The following is a 13988-nucleotide window of genomic DNA, read 5'->3' as shown; positions in this document are numbered from 1 at the left end:
GGGGGCGGGGGGGGGCCGGCCGGCCCCCGGCCCCGGGGGCCGCGCGGGGGGGGTCCCGCCCCCCGGGCCCGGGGGGCCCGGGGGGGGGGGGGGCCCCCCCCGGGGGGGGGGCCCCCCCCGGGGGGCAACCCCACGACACACTCGGCACACCGTGCCAGCCGTTAGATCACCACGCCCGGCGCGCCGCCGGCGCCGATGACCGGCCGGCCCGCCGCCTCCCACACCTGCATCCCACCGGCCACATTGACCGCGTCCAGCCCCTGCTGCACCAAATAGTTGGTCACCTGGGCGGACCGCCCGCCGGAGCGGCAGATGACATGGATCCGGCCCCCGTCCGGGGCCGCCTCGGTCAGCTCGCCGAAGCGGGCCACAAACTCGCTCATCGGAAGGTGCAGCGCACCCTCGGCGTGCCCGGCCTCCCACTCGTCGTCCTCCCGGACGTCCAGCAGGAAGGCATCCGGCGCCAGCTCGGCGACCTCGACGGTGGGGATTCCAGCTCCGAAACTCATAACGCCGACGCTACCCGACCAGCCCGGCCAGCCGGGCCTCCCGCTCGGCGATCTGGGAGCGCAGCCCGGCGGCGATCTCCTCCAGCAGCGCGTCCGGGTCGTCCGGCGCCATCCTGATCATCGAGCCGATCGCGGACTCCTCCAGCTCCGCGACCAGCCGGGAGAGCATCTCCTTGCGCTCGGCCAGCCACTCCAGCCGGGCGTAGAGCTCCTCGGCCCGGCCGGGCCGGCGCTGGGCGGGGACCGGACCCGCCGCCCACTCCTCGGCCAGCTCGGCCAGCTCCGCCTCGTTCCCGGCCGCATAGGCGGCGTTGACCCGCACCAGGAACGCCTCCCGCCGCTCCCGCTCGGCGTCGTCCCGGGCCAGGTCCGGGTGGGCCTTGCGGACCAGCTCGCGGTAGGCCTTGCGGGCGGCGTCGCTGGGCCGCACCCGCTTGGGCGGCTGCACCGGCTGACCGGTGAGCATGGCCATGGCCTCGGGCGAGAACCCGTCCTCCTCCAGCCAGCCGCCGAACAGCTGCTCGATGCCCGGCATGGGCTCCACCAGCGCCGCCGCCTCCTGCGCCTTGCGCAGGTCCTCAGGGTCACCGGTACGGGCCGCGACCGCCTCGGCGATCCGGGCGTCCAGCCGGTCCAGCGTGGCGTACAGCGGCCCCAGCCGCTGGTGGTGCAGCCGGGAGAAGTTGTCCACCTCCACCCGGAAGGTCTCCACCGCTATCTCGAACTCGATCAGCGCCTGTTCGGCCGTGAGCACCGCCTGAGCAAGCCGCTCGGTGCCGGGTTCCTGGGGTTCCGTCTCCGGGTTGGTCACCCGCCCAGCGTACGAGTTCCCGGCGGCGGGAGCGGTCAGACGCCGACCGCCTCCGCCATCTCCTCCTCGGCCTCCTCGGACTCCGCGGCCTCCGCGGCGGGAGCCGTTACGCCCGTCCGCCGGGACTCAACGCCCCAGGCCAGGGCGACGGCCACCAGGCCGGCCAGCAGCCACAGCCCCAGCGTCCACAGGTGCCCGGACAGGCCGGCGTGGCCGAAGTAGACCAGGCTGCGCACGCCCTCCACAAAGCCCGCGCCATTCCAGAAGGAGTGCAGTGCGGCGAAGAACCCGCTCTGCATCTCGGGCCGGAAGACCCCGCCGGAGCTGGTGAAGTTGAGCATGACGAACAACACCATCAGTCCCAGCGTGGTCCACCGCTTGAGGAAGGTGTGCAGCCCGGTGCCGATCAGCAGCACGCCCGCCGAGTACAGCCAGGCCATGCCCCACACGCCCCACAGACCATGGTCGACCAGGTGGAACACCGGCTTCGCCAGCATCACCCCGATCAGGCTCACCACCAGTGAGGTGGCCGCCGCCAGCAGCGCCCGGATCCGCATCGGCAGGGCCGCGCCCGCGCCGCCGATCACCGCGACCGAGGCGTAGGAGCCGATGCTCAGCGCCACCAGCAGGAAGAAGATGCCCTGCCCGGTGGGGTCGTGCCCGGCCGGCGGCACCACATCGGTCACCTTCAGCGGCGCCTGCTGGCGGGCGGCGACCGGGGCGAAGACCTTCTGCACCACCGAGGCCGTGGTGTCCGACCCCGCCGAGGCGGTCAGCAGCTCGGGCGCCCGCCGGTCCGGCACATACGCCCCGAACACCTGCTGCCGCTGGAGCTGGTGCACCGCCTCGGCGCGGCTGGCGACGGTACGCACCTCGAGCCGGCCCTGCCCGGCCTTCTCCTCGATGGACTGGGCCAGCACCTGGGCCCTGGGCCCGGAGCCGACCACCGCCACCGGCAGGTGGTGCGGCGAAGGGTCGGCGAAGGCGCCCAGGTAGGCGAGCCCCATGCCGAGGCACATCAGCAGGGGGGTGAGCAGATGGGTCAGGACATGACGCAGCGCGGGCCTCATGGCGGCCCCCTCTCGGTTGATTCGGGGAGATAGTTGGCTTCTACAACTCATCGGTCAAGTTGTACTGTACAACTACATGCGCCGAAAGGAATCCCCCGTGCCGGACCGAACCGATTCGCTGGAGACCATCCAGCGCGAGCTGACCAAGTTCGCCCGCCGCGCCCGCGCCACCGCCGCCCGGATGCACCCGGAACTGTCCCTGGTCTCGTACACCCTGCTCACCCACCTCCAGGACCAGCAGGGATGCCGCGCCACCGACCTCGCCGCGCACTACCTGCTGGACAAGTCGACGGTCAGCCGCCAGGTCGCCGGCCTGGAACAGCTCGGCCTGGTCGAGCGCCGGGTCCACCCCGACGACCAGCGGGTCCAGGTGCTCCATCTCACAGAGCACGGCATCCACACCCTGGAGCAGGTCACCACCAGCCGCCGCACCGCCTTCCAGCAGCGCCTGGCCGACTGGAACGAGGACGACCTGGCCCGCTTCGCCGCCTATCTGCTGCGCTACAACGCCTCGGCCTAGACGGGCGGGGCCGGCGGGCGGGCGCCGAGGGGGAACACTGAAGGGGAACAACGAGAAGAGGTGCCTCCCGTGGTGACTTTCGTCACCGGGGAGACACCTCTTCGGTGGTGCGCGAGGGGGGAGTTGAACCCCCACGCCCTTGCGGGCACTGGAACCTGAATCCAGCGCGTCTGCCTATTCCGCCACCCGCGCATCTGGGTGTTGCCTTCGGGCCTTCGCTTCCCTTCCGGGCCGCTCGCGCCTTCCGACATGCAGAACATTAGCACGGCTCCGAGGGTGCTTTACAAACCCGTTCCCGGCGGCCGCCCGCCCGCGCAGGCGGACGGTTGCGGGACACTGGCTCCCGGGCGCCTCTACGATCCGTGGTGCGGGCACGCGCGACGGCCCGAGGGCGACACTCGTCACTCATGGCGCCGAAGGGGAACCAGCCGTTTTCCCGAGGCGTGGATACGATCAGTAAGCAGTACAAGGAACGGCACCGAGCATCACAGGCGTCACCGAGGGAAGGAGGTGCCCCGTGGGAGTACTGAAGCGCTTCGAGCAGCGACTCGAGGGTCTCGTGAACGGCACCTTTGCCAAGGTGTTCAAGTCAGAGGTGCAGCCGGTCGAGATCGCGGGCGCACTCCAGCGGGAGTGCGACAACAACGCCACCATCTGGAACCGCGACCGGACGGTCGTTCCCAACGACTTCATCGTCGAGCTCAGCGGACCGGACTTCGAGCGGCTCAGCCCGTACTCCGGCCAGCTCGGCGACGAGCTGTCCGGCATGGTCCGCGACTACGCCCAGCAGCAGCGCTACACCTTCATGGGCACCATCAAGGTCCACCTGGAGAAGGCCGACGACCTGGACACCGGGCTGTACCGGGTGCGCAGCCGCACCCTGGCGGCCAGTGAGTCCCAGGAGGCGCACGGCGGATATCCGGGCGCTCCCCGCTCGGGTCCGAGCGCGGCCACCCAGGGCGCCGGCTACCCGTCGCCCGCCGGTGCACCGCCCATGCCCTCCGCACCGCCGCCCGGTGTGAGCCGCCCCACGCCCCGCCCCGCGGGCCCGGCCGCCCCCAGCGGACAGGTCCGGCGCTGGATCGAGATCAACGGCGCCCGCCACCAGATCTCCCGGTCCACCCTGGTGCTGGGCCGCAGCACGGAGGCGGACGTGCGCATCGACGACCCCGGTGTCTCCCGCAGGCACTGCGAAATCCGGGTGGGCACCCCCGCCACGGTCCAGGACCTGGGGTCCACCAACGGCATCGTCGTGGACGGGCAGCACACCACCCGCGCTACGCTCCGCGACGGCTCACGCATCGTCGTGGGCAGTACCACCATCGTTTACCGGCAAGCCGAAGGGTGAAGCGGGGGCAATGTCAGAGCTGACCCTCACGGTCATGCGGTTGGGTTTCCTCGCCGTACTGTGGCTGTTCGTGATCGTGGCCGTACAGGTCATCCGCAGTGACCTCTTCGGCACCCGGGTGACCGCCCGTGGCTCACGACGCGGCGGCGCGGAGCGGCAGACCCAGCGGCAGGCCCAGGCCACCCCGCCGCCGCAGCGCCAGCAGCAGAGCGGCGGCCGGCGGGCCGAGCGCGGCCGCCGCGGAGCGCCCACCAAGCTGGTGGTCTCCGAGGGCACCCTGGCCGGTACCACCGTGGCCCTGCAGGGGCAGACCATCACCCTGGGCCGCGCCCATGACTCCACCATCGTGCTGGACGACGACTACGCCTCCAGCCGGCATGCCAGGATCTATCCGGACAACGACGGCCAGTGGATCGTCGAAGACCTCAGGTCGACCAACGGCACGTACCTCGACCGGACCCGGCTGACCACCCCGACCCCTATCCCGCTCGGCGCGCCGATTCGCATCGGCAAGACCGTCATCGAGCTGCGGAAGTAGTAGGACCATGACGACCGGAGGGTGGGCAGCGAGGTGGCCAACGGCCTGTACCCGGAACCGACCGGCGAGGTGCGCATGAGTCTGACACTGCGTTTCGCCGCCGGATCGCACAAGGGCATGATCCGGGAGGGCAACGAGGACTCCGGTTACGCCGGCCCCCGGCTGCTCGCCATCGCCGACGGCATGGGCGGCCAGGCCGCCGGCGAGGTCGCCAGCTCGGAGGTGATCTCCACCCTGGTGACCCTGGACGACGACATCCCGGGCTCCGACATCCTCACCTCGCTGGGCACCGCGGTCCACCGCGCCAACGAACAGCTGCGGGTGATGGTCGAGGAGGACCCCCAGCTGGAGGGCATGGGCACCACGCTCACCGCCCTGCTGTGGACCGGCCAGCGCCTGGGCCTGGTGCACGTCGGCGACTCCCGCGCCTACCTGCTGCGCGACGGCGTCCTCACCCAGATCACCCAGGACCACACCTGGGTGCAGCGCCTGGTCGACGAGGGCCGGATCACCGAGGAAGAGGCCACCACCCACCCGCAGCGCTCGCTGCTGATGCGCGCGCTGGGCAGCGGCGACCATGTGGAGCCCGATCTCTCCATCCGCGAGGTACGGGCCGGCGACCGCTACCTGATCTGCTCCGACGGCCTCTCCGGCGTGGTCAGCCACCAGACCATGGAGGAGACCCTCGCCCAGTACCAGGGCCCGCACGAGACCGTGCAGGAACTGATCCAGCTCGCCCTGCGCGGCGGCGGCCCCGACAATGTCACCGTGATCGTCGCCGACGTCCTGGACCTCGGCGGGGACGACACCCTCGGCCACCAGGTCAGCGACACCCCGGTGATCGTCGGCGCGGTCGCCGAGAACCAGTTCCCGCTCGGCGAGAGCGCCATGCAGACCCCCGCCGGCCGCGCCTCCGAGCTGGGCCGCACCCCCCAGGAACCCGCCGGCGGCTTCGGCCCGCCCGGCAGCGGCCCCACCGTCGACGGCGCTCCCGAAGGCGGCTTCGGCGCCTTTGTGGACGACTTCGACGAGGAACCGCTGCGCCCCGCCCGCCGTGGCAAGTGGCTCAAGCGCTCCCTGATCATCGCCCTGGCCCTGGGCGTGGTCGGCGGCGGCCTCTACGGCGGCTACCAGTGGACCCAGACCCAGTACTACGTGGGCGCCAAGGACGGCAACCATGTCGCCCTCTACCAGGGCATCGACCAGAACCTGGCCTGGGTCAGCCTGAGCAAGCTCGCCGAGGACCACCCCGAGATCGAACTCAAGTACCTGCCGGTCGACCAGCGCAGCCGGGTCGAGGACACCATCGCCATGGGCAGCCGCGAGCAGGCCCTGCAGAAGGTCAAGGACCTGGGCACCATCGCCGGCGTCTGCAAGAAGAAGGCCGCGCTGGACCAGGCCGAGAAGCAGAACCGGGACAACCAGAAGCGGGCCGCCGCGGCCAAGGCCGAGAGCAAGATCTCCGGCGACGTCCGTACCCGCACCGCCAAGGCCACCCCGCCCGCCGCCACCCCGGCACCCAGTCCCGCCCCCACCCTGAGCGACGAAGAGCGCAAGCTGGCCGACCAGTGCAGCGTCGGCTCGCAGTAGGGACACCGGGACAGCGAGCATGGCAGCGATCTCCCCCTTGCCCCACACCAACCCCACCGCGACCATCAGCACGGTGGGCCAGCCCAGCAGGCGCAACACCGAACTGATCCTGCTGGCCTTCGCCGTGGTCATTCCCTGCTTCGCCTATGCGAACGTGGGACTGGCCCTGGATGGCAAGATGCCCTCCGGCATGCTCGGCTACGGCATCGGCCTGGGCCTGCTGGCCGGCGTCGGCCACCTGGCGGTGCGCCGCTACGCCCGCCACGCCGACCCGGTGCTGCTGCCCCTGGCCACCCTGCTCAACGGCCTGGGCCTGGTCATCATCTGGCGCCTGGACCAGTCGGAACGCTTCCGGGCACTGAAGACCTTCGCCCCCGCGGCCACCCACCAGCTGCTGTTCTCCGCGCTGGGCATCGCCCTGTTCGTCGCGGTGCTGATGCTGCTCAAGGACCACCGGATCCTGCAGCGCTACACCTATATCTCGATGGCGCTGGCGCTGGTGCTGCTGATCGCGCCGATGTTCTTCCCGCCCGTGAACGGCGCCCGGATCTGGATCAACCTCCCGGGCCTGGGCACCATCCAGCCCGGCGAGTTCGCCAAGATCATCCTGGCGGTGTTCTTCGCCGGCTATCTGATGGTCAAGCGGGACGCCCTGGCCCTGGCCAGCCGCCGCTTCATGGGCATGTACCTGCCCCGTGGACGCGACCTCGGCCCCATCGTGGCCGTCTGGGCGATGAGCATCCTCATCCTGGTCTTCGAGACCGACCTGGGCACCTCGCTGCTGTTCTTCGGCATGTTCGTGGTGATGCTCTATGTCGCCACCGAGCGCACCAGCTGGATCGCCTTCGGCCTGCTGATGTCCGCGGTCGGCGCGGTGGGCGTGGCCTCCTTCGAAAGCCATGTCCAGGCCCGGGTGGCCGCCTGGCTGGACCCCTTCGCCGGCTGGGGCAAGTCCGATGCCAGCGAGCAGATGGTCAAGGTGCTGATCACCTTCGGCTCCGGCGGGGTCTCCGGCTCCGGCTGGGGCCAGGGCAACTCCGACCTGATCGGCTTCGCCGCCAACTCCGACTTCATCCTGGCCACCGTGGGCGAGGAACTGGGCCTGGCCGGGATGATGGCCCTGCTGCTGCTCTACGGCCTTATCGTGGAACGCGGCGTACGCACCGCCCTGGCCGCCCGTGACCCCTTCGGCAAGCTCCTCGCCGTGGGCCTCTCCGGCGCCTTCGCCATCCAGGTGTTCGTGGTGGCCGGCGGCGTCATGGGCCTGATCCCGCTGACCGGCATGACCATGCCGTTCCTGGCCCAGGGCGGCTCATCGGTGATCGCCAACTGGGCGCTGATCGCCATCCTGATCAAGATCAGCGACACCGCCCGCCGCCCTGCCCCGACCCCCGTCAACCCCGACGCCGAGATGACCCAGGTGGTCCGACCGTGAACAAGCCCGTGCGCCGGATCGCGATCTTCTGTGGACTCCTGGTCCTCGCCCTGATGATCCGCGACAACTGGCTCCAGTTCGTCCAGGCCGACGAACTCAAGAACAACAAACACAACCTGCGGGTCACCATCGCCCGCTACAGCCAGCCCCGCGGCAACATCATCGTCGACGGTCAGGCCATCACCGGCTCCGACCAGGTCAACGGCATCACTTACAAGTACAAGCGCAGCTACAAGGACGGCGCCATGTGGGCGCCGGTGACCGGCTACAGCTCCCAGGTCTACGGCAGCAAGTACCTGGAGGGCGTCGAGGACAAGATCCTCACCGGCGACGACGACCGGCTGTTCTTCAACCGGACCATCGACATGATCACCGGCAAGGGCAAGAAGGGCGGTGACGTGATCACCACCCTCAACGCCAAGGCCCAGGAGGCCGCCTTCAAGGGCCTGGGCGACAAGAAGGGCGCCGTCGCCGCCATAGACCCGCGCACCGGCAAGATCCTCGCGCTGGCCTCCACGCCCTCCTACGACCCCTCCACCATCGCCGGTGCCAATGACACCGAGGCATGGAAGAAGCTCAACGCGGACAAGGACCAGCCCATCCTCAACCGGGCACTGCGCCAGACCTATCCGCCGGGCTCCACCTTCAAGCTGGTCACCGCCTCCGCCGCGCTGGAGAACGGGCTCTACGGCAGCGTCGACCAGAACACCCAGTCGCCGGTGCCGTACTACCTGCCGGACACCCAGAACGTCCCGCTGAAGAACGAGGGCACCATCCAGTGCAAGGACGTCTCGATGCGTGAGGCCCTGCGGGTCTCCTGCAACAGCGTCTTCGGCAAGATCAGTGGCGACCTGGGCAACGACAAGATGCGCGCCGAGGCCCAGAAGTTCGGCTTCAACAACAACAATCTGATGACCCCGGTGGGCGTCGCCGAGAGCGTCTACCCCAAGGACAACCGCCCGCAGAACGCCATGGACGGCATCGGCCAGGCCTCCAACCGCGCCACCCCGCTGCAGATGGCCATGGTGGGCGCCGCCATCGCCAACAACGGCAAGCTGATGCAGCCCTACATGGTGGACAAGCTGCGCGCCCCCAACCTCAATGTGATCGACACCACCCAGCCCAAGGAACTCAGCCAGCCGCTCACCCCCGAGCACGCCCAGCAGCTGCAGAGCGCCATGGAGACGGTGGTCAAGGACGGCACCGGACAGGCCGCCCAGATCGACAACGTCCGAGTCGGTGGCAAGACCGGCACCGCCCAGAACGGTGTGGACAACAGCGGCAAGCCCTACGCCTGGTTCGTCTCCTACGCGATGACCGACAAGGGCTCCCCGGTGGCGGTCGCCGTGGTCATCGAAGGTGACAAGGACACCGCCCGGGACGACGTGGCCGGCGGCAAGCTGGCGGCCCCGATCGCCAAGAACGTCATGCAGGCGGTGCTCAGCACCTCGAAGTGACCCCGGTCACGGCCGGTGGTAACGGTCGCGTATCGGGTGACGGCCCGGTGCCGAGTACGCCGGGTACCGTATGCGCGAACAGCACACCGCCGGACCCACGCCCCGTGCGGTCGGAAAACGGAAGGGCTGGAGCTATGGAAGAGCCGCGTCGCCTCGGCGGCCGGTATGAGCTGGGCTCGGTGCTCGGCCGCGGTGGCATGGCCGAGGTCTACCTCGCCCACGACACCCGGCTCGGCCGCACCGTCGCCGTGAAGACGCTGCGGGCGGACCTCGCCCGCGACCCGTCCTTCCAGGCCCGGTTCCGCCGTGAGGCCCAGTCGGCCGCCTCCCTCAACCACCCGTCCATCGTCGCGGTCTACGACACCGGCGAGGACTATGTGGACGGGGTCTCGATCCCGTACATCGTCATGGAGTACGTGGACGGGTCCACCCTCCGCGAGCTGCTGCACTCCGGGCGCAAGCTGCTGCCCGAGCGCTCGCTGGAGATGACCAACGGTGTGCTCCAGGCGCTGGAGTACTCGCACCGGGCCGGCATCGTCCACCGCGACATCAAGCCCGCCAATGTGATGCTCACCCGCACCGGCCAGGTCAAGGTGATGGACTTCGGCATCGCCCGGGCCATGGGCGACGCCGGCATGACCATGACCCAGACCGCGGCCGTGATCGGCACCGCCCAGTACCTCTCCCCCGAGCAGGCCAAGGGCGAGCAGGTCGACGCGCGCTCCGACCTCTACTCCACCGGCTGCCTGCTCTACGAGCTGCTGACCGTCCGGCCGCCGTTCATCGGCGACTCCCCGGTGGCGGTCGCCTACCAGCACGTACGGGAAGAGCCCAACCCGCCCAGCGTCTTCGACCCCGAGATCGCGCCGGAGATCGACGCCATCGTCCTCAAGGCGCTGACCAAGGACCCCGACTACCGCTACCAGTCGGCCGACGAGATGCGCGCCGACATCGAGGCGTACCTCGACGGCCGTCCGGTGGCGGCCACCGCGGCCATGGGCGCGGTGGGCTACGGCGGCTATGGCGAGGACCAGCCCACCACCATGCTCCGCCCGCACGACGCGGGCGCCGGCCAGACCTCCATGCTGCCGCCGGTCCGCGACGGTGGCGGCGGCTACGGCGGCTATGACGACGGACCCGCCGGCCATGGCGGCCACGGCGGCGGCCGCAAGAGCAAGCTCTCCACCGTGCTGCTGGTGCTGGCCGGCGTCCTGGTGCTGGTCGGCGCGATCTTTATCGGCAAGTCGCTGTTCAGCGGCACCAGCGGCTCCGGAGGTGATGTCTCCACCCCGCAGCTGACCGGTGAGACCTTCGACTCCGCCCAGAAGCTGGGCCAGAACGTCGACCTCAAGGTGGTCAAGGGCGGCGAGAAGAACTGCGACCAGGACCCGGGCAAGGTCTGCGACCAGGACCCCAAGGTCGGCACCAAGGTCAAGCGGAACAGCACGGTGAAGGTCGTGCTGTCCAAGGGACCGGGCCAGATCGATGTGCCCAACGTCCGGGGCAAGCAGTACGACGACGCCAAGTCGATCCTGGAGGACAAGGGCTTCGAGGTCTCCAAGGCCACCAAGGAGTCCACCGAGCAGGACCCGGGCACCGTGCTGTCCCAGGACCCCTCGGACGGTGAGAAGGCCGACAAGGGCGCCAAGATCAAGCTCACCGTGGCCATCGCCCAGGCGAAGCGGACCGTGCCCTCCGTGGTCGGCCAGCCCTTCGACGCCGCCAAGAAGCAGCTCTCCGACCTGGGCTTCTCGGTCCAGCGGCAGGACCAGGACTCCGACCAGCCGGCCAACAATGTGATCACCCAGAGCCCGGACGGCAACACCCAGGCCGCCCCCGGCTCCACGGTCACCCTCACCGTCTCCAAGGGCCCGCAGCAGACCGCGGTGCCCATGGTGACCATGAAGAGGCTCAAGGACGCCAAGAAGGCGCTCACCGACGCCGGGTTCCAGGTCGGCGCCATCAACGGGTCCCAGGACGACAACGCCCTCGTCACCGCCCAGGACCCGGCCGGCAACAGCCAGGGCGACAAGAGCAAGCCGGTCAATCTGTGGACCACGGGCGTCCCCCTCCCCGGTGGTGTCGCCGGCCAGAACGGCGCCAACGGCAACCAGGGCGGCCCCCTGGGCAACTGGACAGGCGGACAGGACTGACGACGAGGAAGCCCCCGGTGAGTGAAAACTCACCGGGGGCTTCCCCTTGTGCGGCTACCGCTCAGCGCAGCTCCTTCGGCGGAGTCCGCTTGGCGTCCACCTTCTCGGTGCGCACCAGCTCCGCCCAGACCACATACCGGTAGTCCGAGGTGTACATGGGCGTACAGGTGGTCAGCGTCAGATAGCGGCCGGGCGCGGTCTTCCCGGACTCCTTGGGGACCGTGTCGAGCACCGACACATCGAACCGCGAGGTCTCCTTGAGCTCCTTGAAGACCTTGTAGACGTACCAGGTGTCCCGGGTCTCGAAGACCACCGCGTCACCGTTCGCCACCTTGTGGATGTTGTGGAACTTGGCACCGTGCCCGTCCCGGTGCGCGGCCAGGGTGACATTGCCCTGCTTGTCCCAGGGCATCGCCGACTTCACCGGCTTGCGGTAGTAACCGGCCACGCCCTCGTTGAGCACACTCGTCCCGGTGCCCTGCTTCACCAGCACCTCGCCGTTGTGCATGGCGGGCACATGCAGGAAGCCGATGCCGTCCTTGGTGTCCAGCGCGCCGGGCCCGCCGGCCGCCGCCCAGTGCCTGCGCACCTGATCGCCCTGCCGCTTGGCCTCACGGTCCGCCAGGACATTGGTCCACCACAGCGAGTAGACCACGAACAGGGCCGTCAACACCCCTGCCGTGATGAGGAGTTCACCGATGACGCCGACGGTGGCGGCTATCCGCCCGCGCGTACGGTCGTGCCGCTCTGCCACCGCTGCTCGTACCCCGTTTCCCTGTCCTGAGACCTGGCGGTCACTCAAGGAGCGCATCCGGCTTGCCCTTGCTCCTCGGCCGCTCGTCCACCATCTTGCCCCACACGATCAGCCGGTACGTACTGGTGAACTCGGGGGTGCAGGTGGTCAGGGTGAGGTAGCGGCCGGGCCCGCCGAAGCCCGAACCCTGGGGAACCGGCTGGATGACGCCCACATTGGCGGGCGAGGTCTGGTCCAGGCGGCTGGTCACCTCATAGGTGTAGAAGGCGCTCCTGGTCTCCACCACGATCTTGTCGCCGGGCTGCAGCCGGTTGACGTACCGGAAGGGCTCGCCATGGGTGTTGCGATGCCCGGCCAGCGCGAAGTTGCCCTGCTTGTCCCAGGGCATCGCGGACTTGAAGGGACTGGAGTAGTGCCCAACCATGCCCTTGTCCAGCACCTGGTGCTTGCCCGTGCCCTCCGCGATGGGCGCCTTCACATCCAGCTTGGGGATATAGATGATGGCGAAGCCCTGGCCGGGCGAGAAGGCGCCCGCGTCCCGGTCCCTGCCCCCGCCGCTGTCCCAGGCGTGCTGCAGGCTGCTGGCCGCGCCATGCGCCTGCCGGTGGGCGATCACATTGGTCCACCACAGCTGGTAGGCGACAAACAGCAGCATCACCACGCCCACGGTGATGAACACCTCGCCGGTGAACCGGCTGAGCACCACCCCCAGACCGTCCCGCCGCGCCCGCCGGGCGGCCCGGCGCCGCTGGGCGCGGCCGCCGGCCGGCCGGGGCGCCGGCACCTCGATCCGGCGCAGCCGCATGGTGGCGTCGTCCTCCGGCGGCAGCGGCTGGGACACCGCCCGCGGAGCCGACGGCGTTCCGGCGCCGGTCACATACAACGCACCGGACCCGTAAGCCACTTGGGACGGCCGGAGGTCCTCGGTGGTCACGCCCCGGCCGTGCCGACCACCGGGGCCAGCCCGGCGGACCGTTCCACCGCGCCCTCGTCGCCACAGGCCACCAGCCAGTTGGCGAGCATCCGGTGGCCGTACTCGGTGAGCACCGACTCGGGGTGGAACTGCACACCCTCCACCGGCAGATCGCGGTGGCGCAGCCCCATCACCACGCCCGACTCGGTACGGGCGGTGACCTCCAGCTCATCCGGCCAGTGCCGGTCCAGATCCACCGCCAGCGAGTGGTAGCGGGTGGCGGTGAACGGGGAGGGCAGGCCCTTGAAGACGCCCGCGCCCTCGTGCGTCACCCGCGAGGTCTTGCCGTGCAGCAGCTCCGGGGCCCGGTCCACCACTCCGCCGTAGGCCACCGCCATCGACTGCATGCCCAGGCAGACGCCGAACACCGGCACCCCGGTGTCCGCGCAGTGCCGCACCATCTCCACACAGACACCGGCCTGTTCGGGCGTGCCCGGGCCGGGGGAGAGCAGCACGCCGTCGAACCCGTCCTGGGCGTGCCGGGTGGCCACCTCGTCGTTGCGCAGCACCTCGCACTCGGCCCCGAGCTGGTAGAGGTACTGGACCAGGTTGAAGACAAAGCTGTCGTAGTTGTCCACGACCAGAATGCGTGCAGGACTCATCGGGTCACCGCCATGCCGTTGTCGACCGTCACATCATTGAACGGCAGCAGCGGCTCCGCCCAGGGGAAGACGTACTGGAAGAGCAGGTACACCACGCCCAGCCCCAGCACCAGGGAGATCAGCGCCTTCACCCATGCGTTGCCCGGCAGATGACGCCAGATCCACGCGTACATACTGTCCCTACTTGCTTGCCGAATGACCACTCACCGAACTGACCGAGTGAATTGC

14 protein-coding genes and 1 tRNA gene are annotated in these 13988 nt (G+C 69.9%); 7 read left to right on the top strand and 8 right to left on the bottom strand.

From position 1 onward, the window contains the following. Positions 1-161: 161 nt before the first annotated feature. The 3 genes from ACIHFE_RS15435 to ACIHFE_RS15425 are packed head-to-tail and all read right to left on the bottom strand — an operon-like array spanning position 162 to position 2390. Positions 162-509 (bottom strand): rhodanese-like domain-containing protein, encoded by a 348-nt coding sequence (locus tag ACIHFE_RS15435; protein ID WP_400106618.1) that lies wholly within the window; start codon positions 507-509, stop codon positions 162-164. A gap of 10 nt (positions 510-519) precedes the next feature. Further along, positions 520-1320: a hypothetical protein gene (locus ACIHFE_RS15430; RefSeq protein ID WP_400106616.1), complete on the bottom strand. Its 801-nt coding sequence runs from the start codon at positions 1318-1320 to the stop codon at positions 520-522. Between the two features lie 35 nt (positions 1321-1355). After that, a complete protein-coding gene (locus ACIHFE_RS15425; RefSeq protein WP_400106614.1) occupies positions 1356-2390 on the bottom strand; it encodes a hypothetical protein in 1035 nt (344 codons plus the stop codon). 76 nt (positions 2391-2466) lie between these two features. Here ACIHFE_RS15425 and ACIHFE_RS15420 point away from each other — a divergent pair, with 76 nt between their 5' ends. Continuing rightward, positions 2467-2910: a MarR family winged helix-turn-helix transcriptional regulator gene (locus tag ACIHFE_RS15420; RefSeq protein WP_400106612.1), complete on the top strand. Its 444-nt coding sequence runs from the start codon at positions 2467-2469 to the stop codon at positions 2908-2910. A gap of 105 nt (positions 2911-3015) precedes the next feature. On the opposite strand, the gene ACIHFE_RS15415 is transcribed toward ACIHFE_RS15420, so the two are convergent. Continuing rightward, positions 3016-3102 (bottom strand) — tRNA-Leu (locus ACIHFE_RS15415). Positions 3103-3427: 325 nt separating this feature from the next. Here ACIHFE_RS15415 and ACIHFE_RS15410 point away from each other — a divergent pair. From ACIHFE_RS15410 to pknB, 6 genes are all read left to right on the top strand, one after another. After that, entirely contained in the window at positions 3428-4258 is an 831-nt protein-coding gene (locus ACIHFE_RS15410) for an FhaA domain-containing protein (protein ID WP_400106610.1), read from the top strand. Between the two features lie 10 nt (positions 4259-4268). Next, the gene (locus tag ACIHFE_RS15405; RefSeq protein WP_400106608.1) at positions 4269-4796 is read left to right on the top strand and encodes an FHA domain-containing protein; all 528 of its coding nucleotides are present in this window, start codon (positions 4269-4271) and stop codon (positions 4794-4796) included. 75 nt (positions 4797-4871) lie between these two features. Next, on the top strand, positions 4872-6386 hold the full coding sequence (locus ACIHFE_RS15400) for a Stp1/IreP family PP2C-type Ser/Thr phosphatase (RefSeq protein WP_400106606.1): 1515 nt from the start codon (positions 4872-4874) through the stop codon (positions 6384-6386). A 19-nt stretch (positions 6387-6405) separates the two neighbouring features. After that, a complete protein-coding gene (locus ACIHFE_RS15395) occupies positions 6406-7821 on the top strand; it encodes an FtsW/RodA/SpoVE family cell cycle protein (RefSeq protein WP_400106604.1) in 1416 nt (471 codons plus the stop codon). Continuing rightward, the gene (locus ACIHFE_RS15390) at positions 7818-9278 is read left to right on the top strand and encodes a peptidoglycan D,D-transpeptidase FtsI family protein (protein ID WP_400106602.1); all 1461 of its coding nucleotides are present in this window, start codon (positions 7818-7820) and stop codon (positions 9276-9278) included. Before ACIHFE_RS15395 ends, ACIHFE_RS15390 begins: the two co-directional genes overlap by 4 nt. Positions 9279-9412: 134 nt before the next feature. Further along, positions 9413-11431 (top strand): Stk1 family PASTA domain-containing Ser/Thr kinase, encoded by a 2019-nt coding sequence (pknB, locus tag ACIHFE_RS15385; RefSeq protein ID WP_400106600.1) that lies wholly within the window; start codon positions 9413-9415, stop codon positions 11429-11431. A gap of 61 nt (positions 11432-11492) precedes the next feature. On the opposite strand, the gene ACIHFE_RS15380 is transcribed toward pknB, so the two are convergent. From ACIHFE_RS15380 to ACIHFE_RS15365, 4 genes are read right to left on the bottom strand one after another with little or no spacing between them, the layout of a single operon-like run. Further along, positions 11493-12185 carry a class E sortase gene (locus ACIHFE_RS15380; RefSeq protein WP_400106598.1) on the bottom strand — a complete coding sequence of 231 codons (693 nt, stop codon included), beginning with the start codon at positions 12183-12185 and terminating at the stop codon, positions 11493-11495. A gap of 40 nt (positions 12186-12225) precedes the next feature. Further along, positions 12226-13119: a class E sortase gene (locus ACIHFE_RS15375; protein ID WP_400106596.1), complete on the bottom strand. Its 894-nt coding sequence runs from the start codon at positions 13117-13119 to the stop codon at positions 12226-12228. Continuing rightward, positions 13116-13760 carry an aminodeoxychorismate/anthranilate synthase component II gene (locus ACIHFE_RS15370; protein ID WP_400106594.1) on the bottom strand — a complete coding sequence of 215 codons (645 nt, stop codon included), beginning with the start codon at positions 13758-13760 and terminating at the stop codon, positions 13116-13118. Before ACIHFE_RS15370 ends, ACIHFE_RS15375 begins: the two co-directional genes overlap by 4 nt. Next, on the bottom strand, positions 13757-13933 hold the full coding sequence (locus ACIHFE_RS15365; RefSeq protein WP_400106592.1) for a hypothetical protein: 177 nt from the start codon (positions 13931-13933) through the stop codon (positions 13757-13759). Before ACIHFE_RS15365 ends, ACIHFE_RS15370 begins: the two co-directional genes overlap by 4 nt. Between the last annotated feature and the right edge of the window lie 55 nt (positions 13934-13988).

The organism is Streptomyces sp. NPDC052396 (assembly GCF_044593195.1).
Taxonomy (GTDB): domain Bacteria; phylum Actinomycetota; class Actinomycetes; order Streptomycetales; family Streptomycetaceae; genus Streptomyces.
The sequence above is the reverse complement of the archived record's forward strand: the minus strand, read 5'-3'. Positions and strand labels throughout refer to the sequence as shown.

What these genes read in the sequence shown, in the direction of transcription:
- ACIHFE_RS15400 (WP_400106606.1), top strand. Translation starts at nt 4,872, where the DNA reads ATGAGTCTGACACTGCGTTTCGCCGCCGGATCGCACAAGGGCATGATC.
- ACIHFE_RS15365 (WP_400106592.1), bottom strand. Translation starts at nt 13,933, where the DNA reads ATGTACGCGTGGATCTGGCGTCATCTGCCGGGCAACGCATGGGTGAAG.
- ACIHFE_RS15425 (WP_400106614.1), bottom strand. Translation starts at nt 2,390, where the DNA reads ATGAGGCCCGCGCTGCGTCATGTCCTGACCCATCTGCTCACCCCCCTG.
- ACIHFE_RS15370 (WP_400106594.1), bottom strand. Translation starts at nt 13,760, where the DNA reads ATGAGTCCTGCACGCATTCTGGTCGTGGACAACTACGACAGCTTTGTC.
- ACIHFE_RS15420 (WP_400106612.1), top strand. Translation starts at nt 2,467, where the DNA reads ATGCGCCGAAAGGAATCCCCCGTGCCGGACCGAACCGATTCGCTGGAG.
- ACIHFE_RS15405 (WP_400106608.1), top strand. Translation starts at nt 4,269, where the DNA reads ATGTCAGAGCTGACCCTCACGGTCATGCGGTTGGGTTTCCTCGCCGTA.
- pknB (WP_400106600.1), top strand. Translation starts at nt 9,413, where the DNA reads ATGGAAGAGCCGCGTCGCCTCGGCGGCCGGTATGAGCTGGGCTCGGTG.
- ACIHFE_RS15435 (WP_400106618.1), bottom strand. Translation starts at nt 509, where the DNA reads ATGAGTTTCGGAGCTGGAATCCCCACCGTCGAGGTCGCCGAGCTGGCG.
- ACIHFE_RS15395 (WP_400106604.1), top strand. Translation starts at nt 6,406, where the DNA reads ATGGCAGCGATCTCCCCCTTGCCCCACACCAACCCCACCGCGACCATC.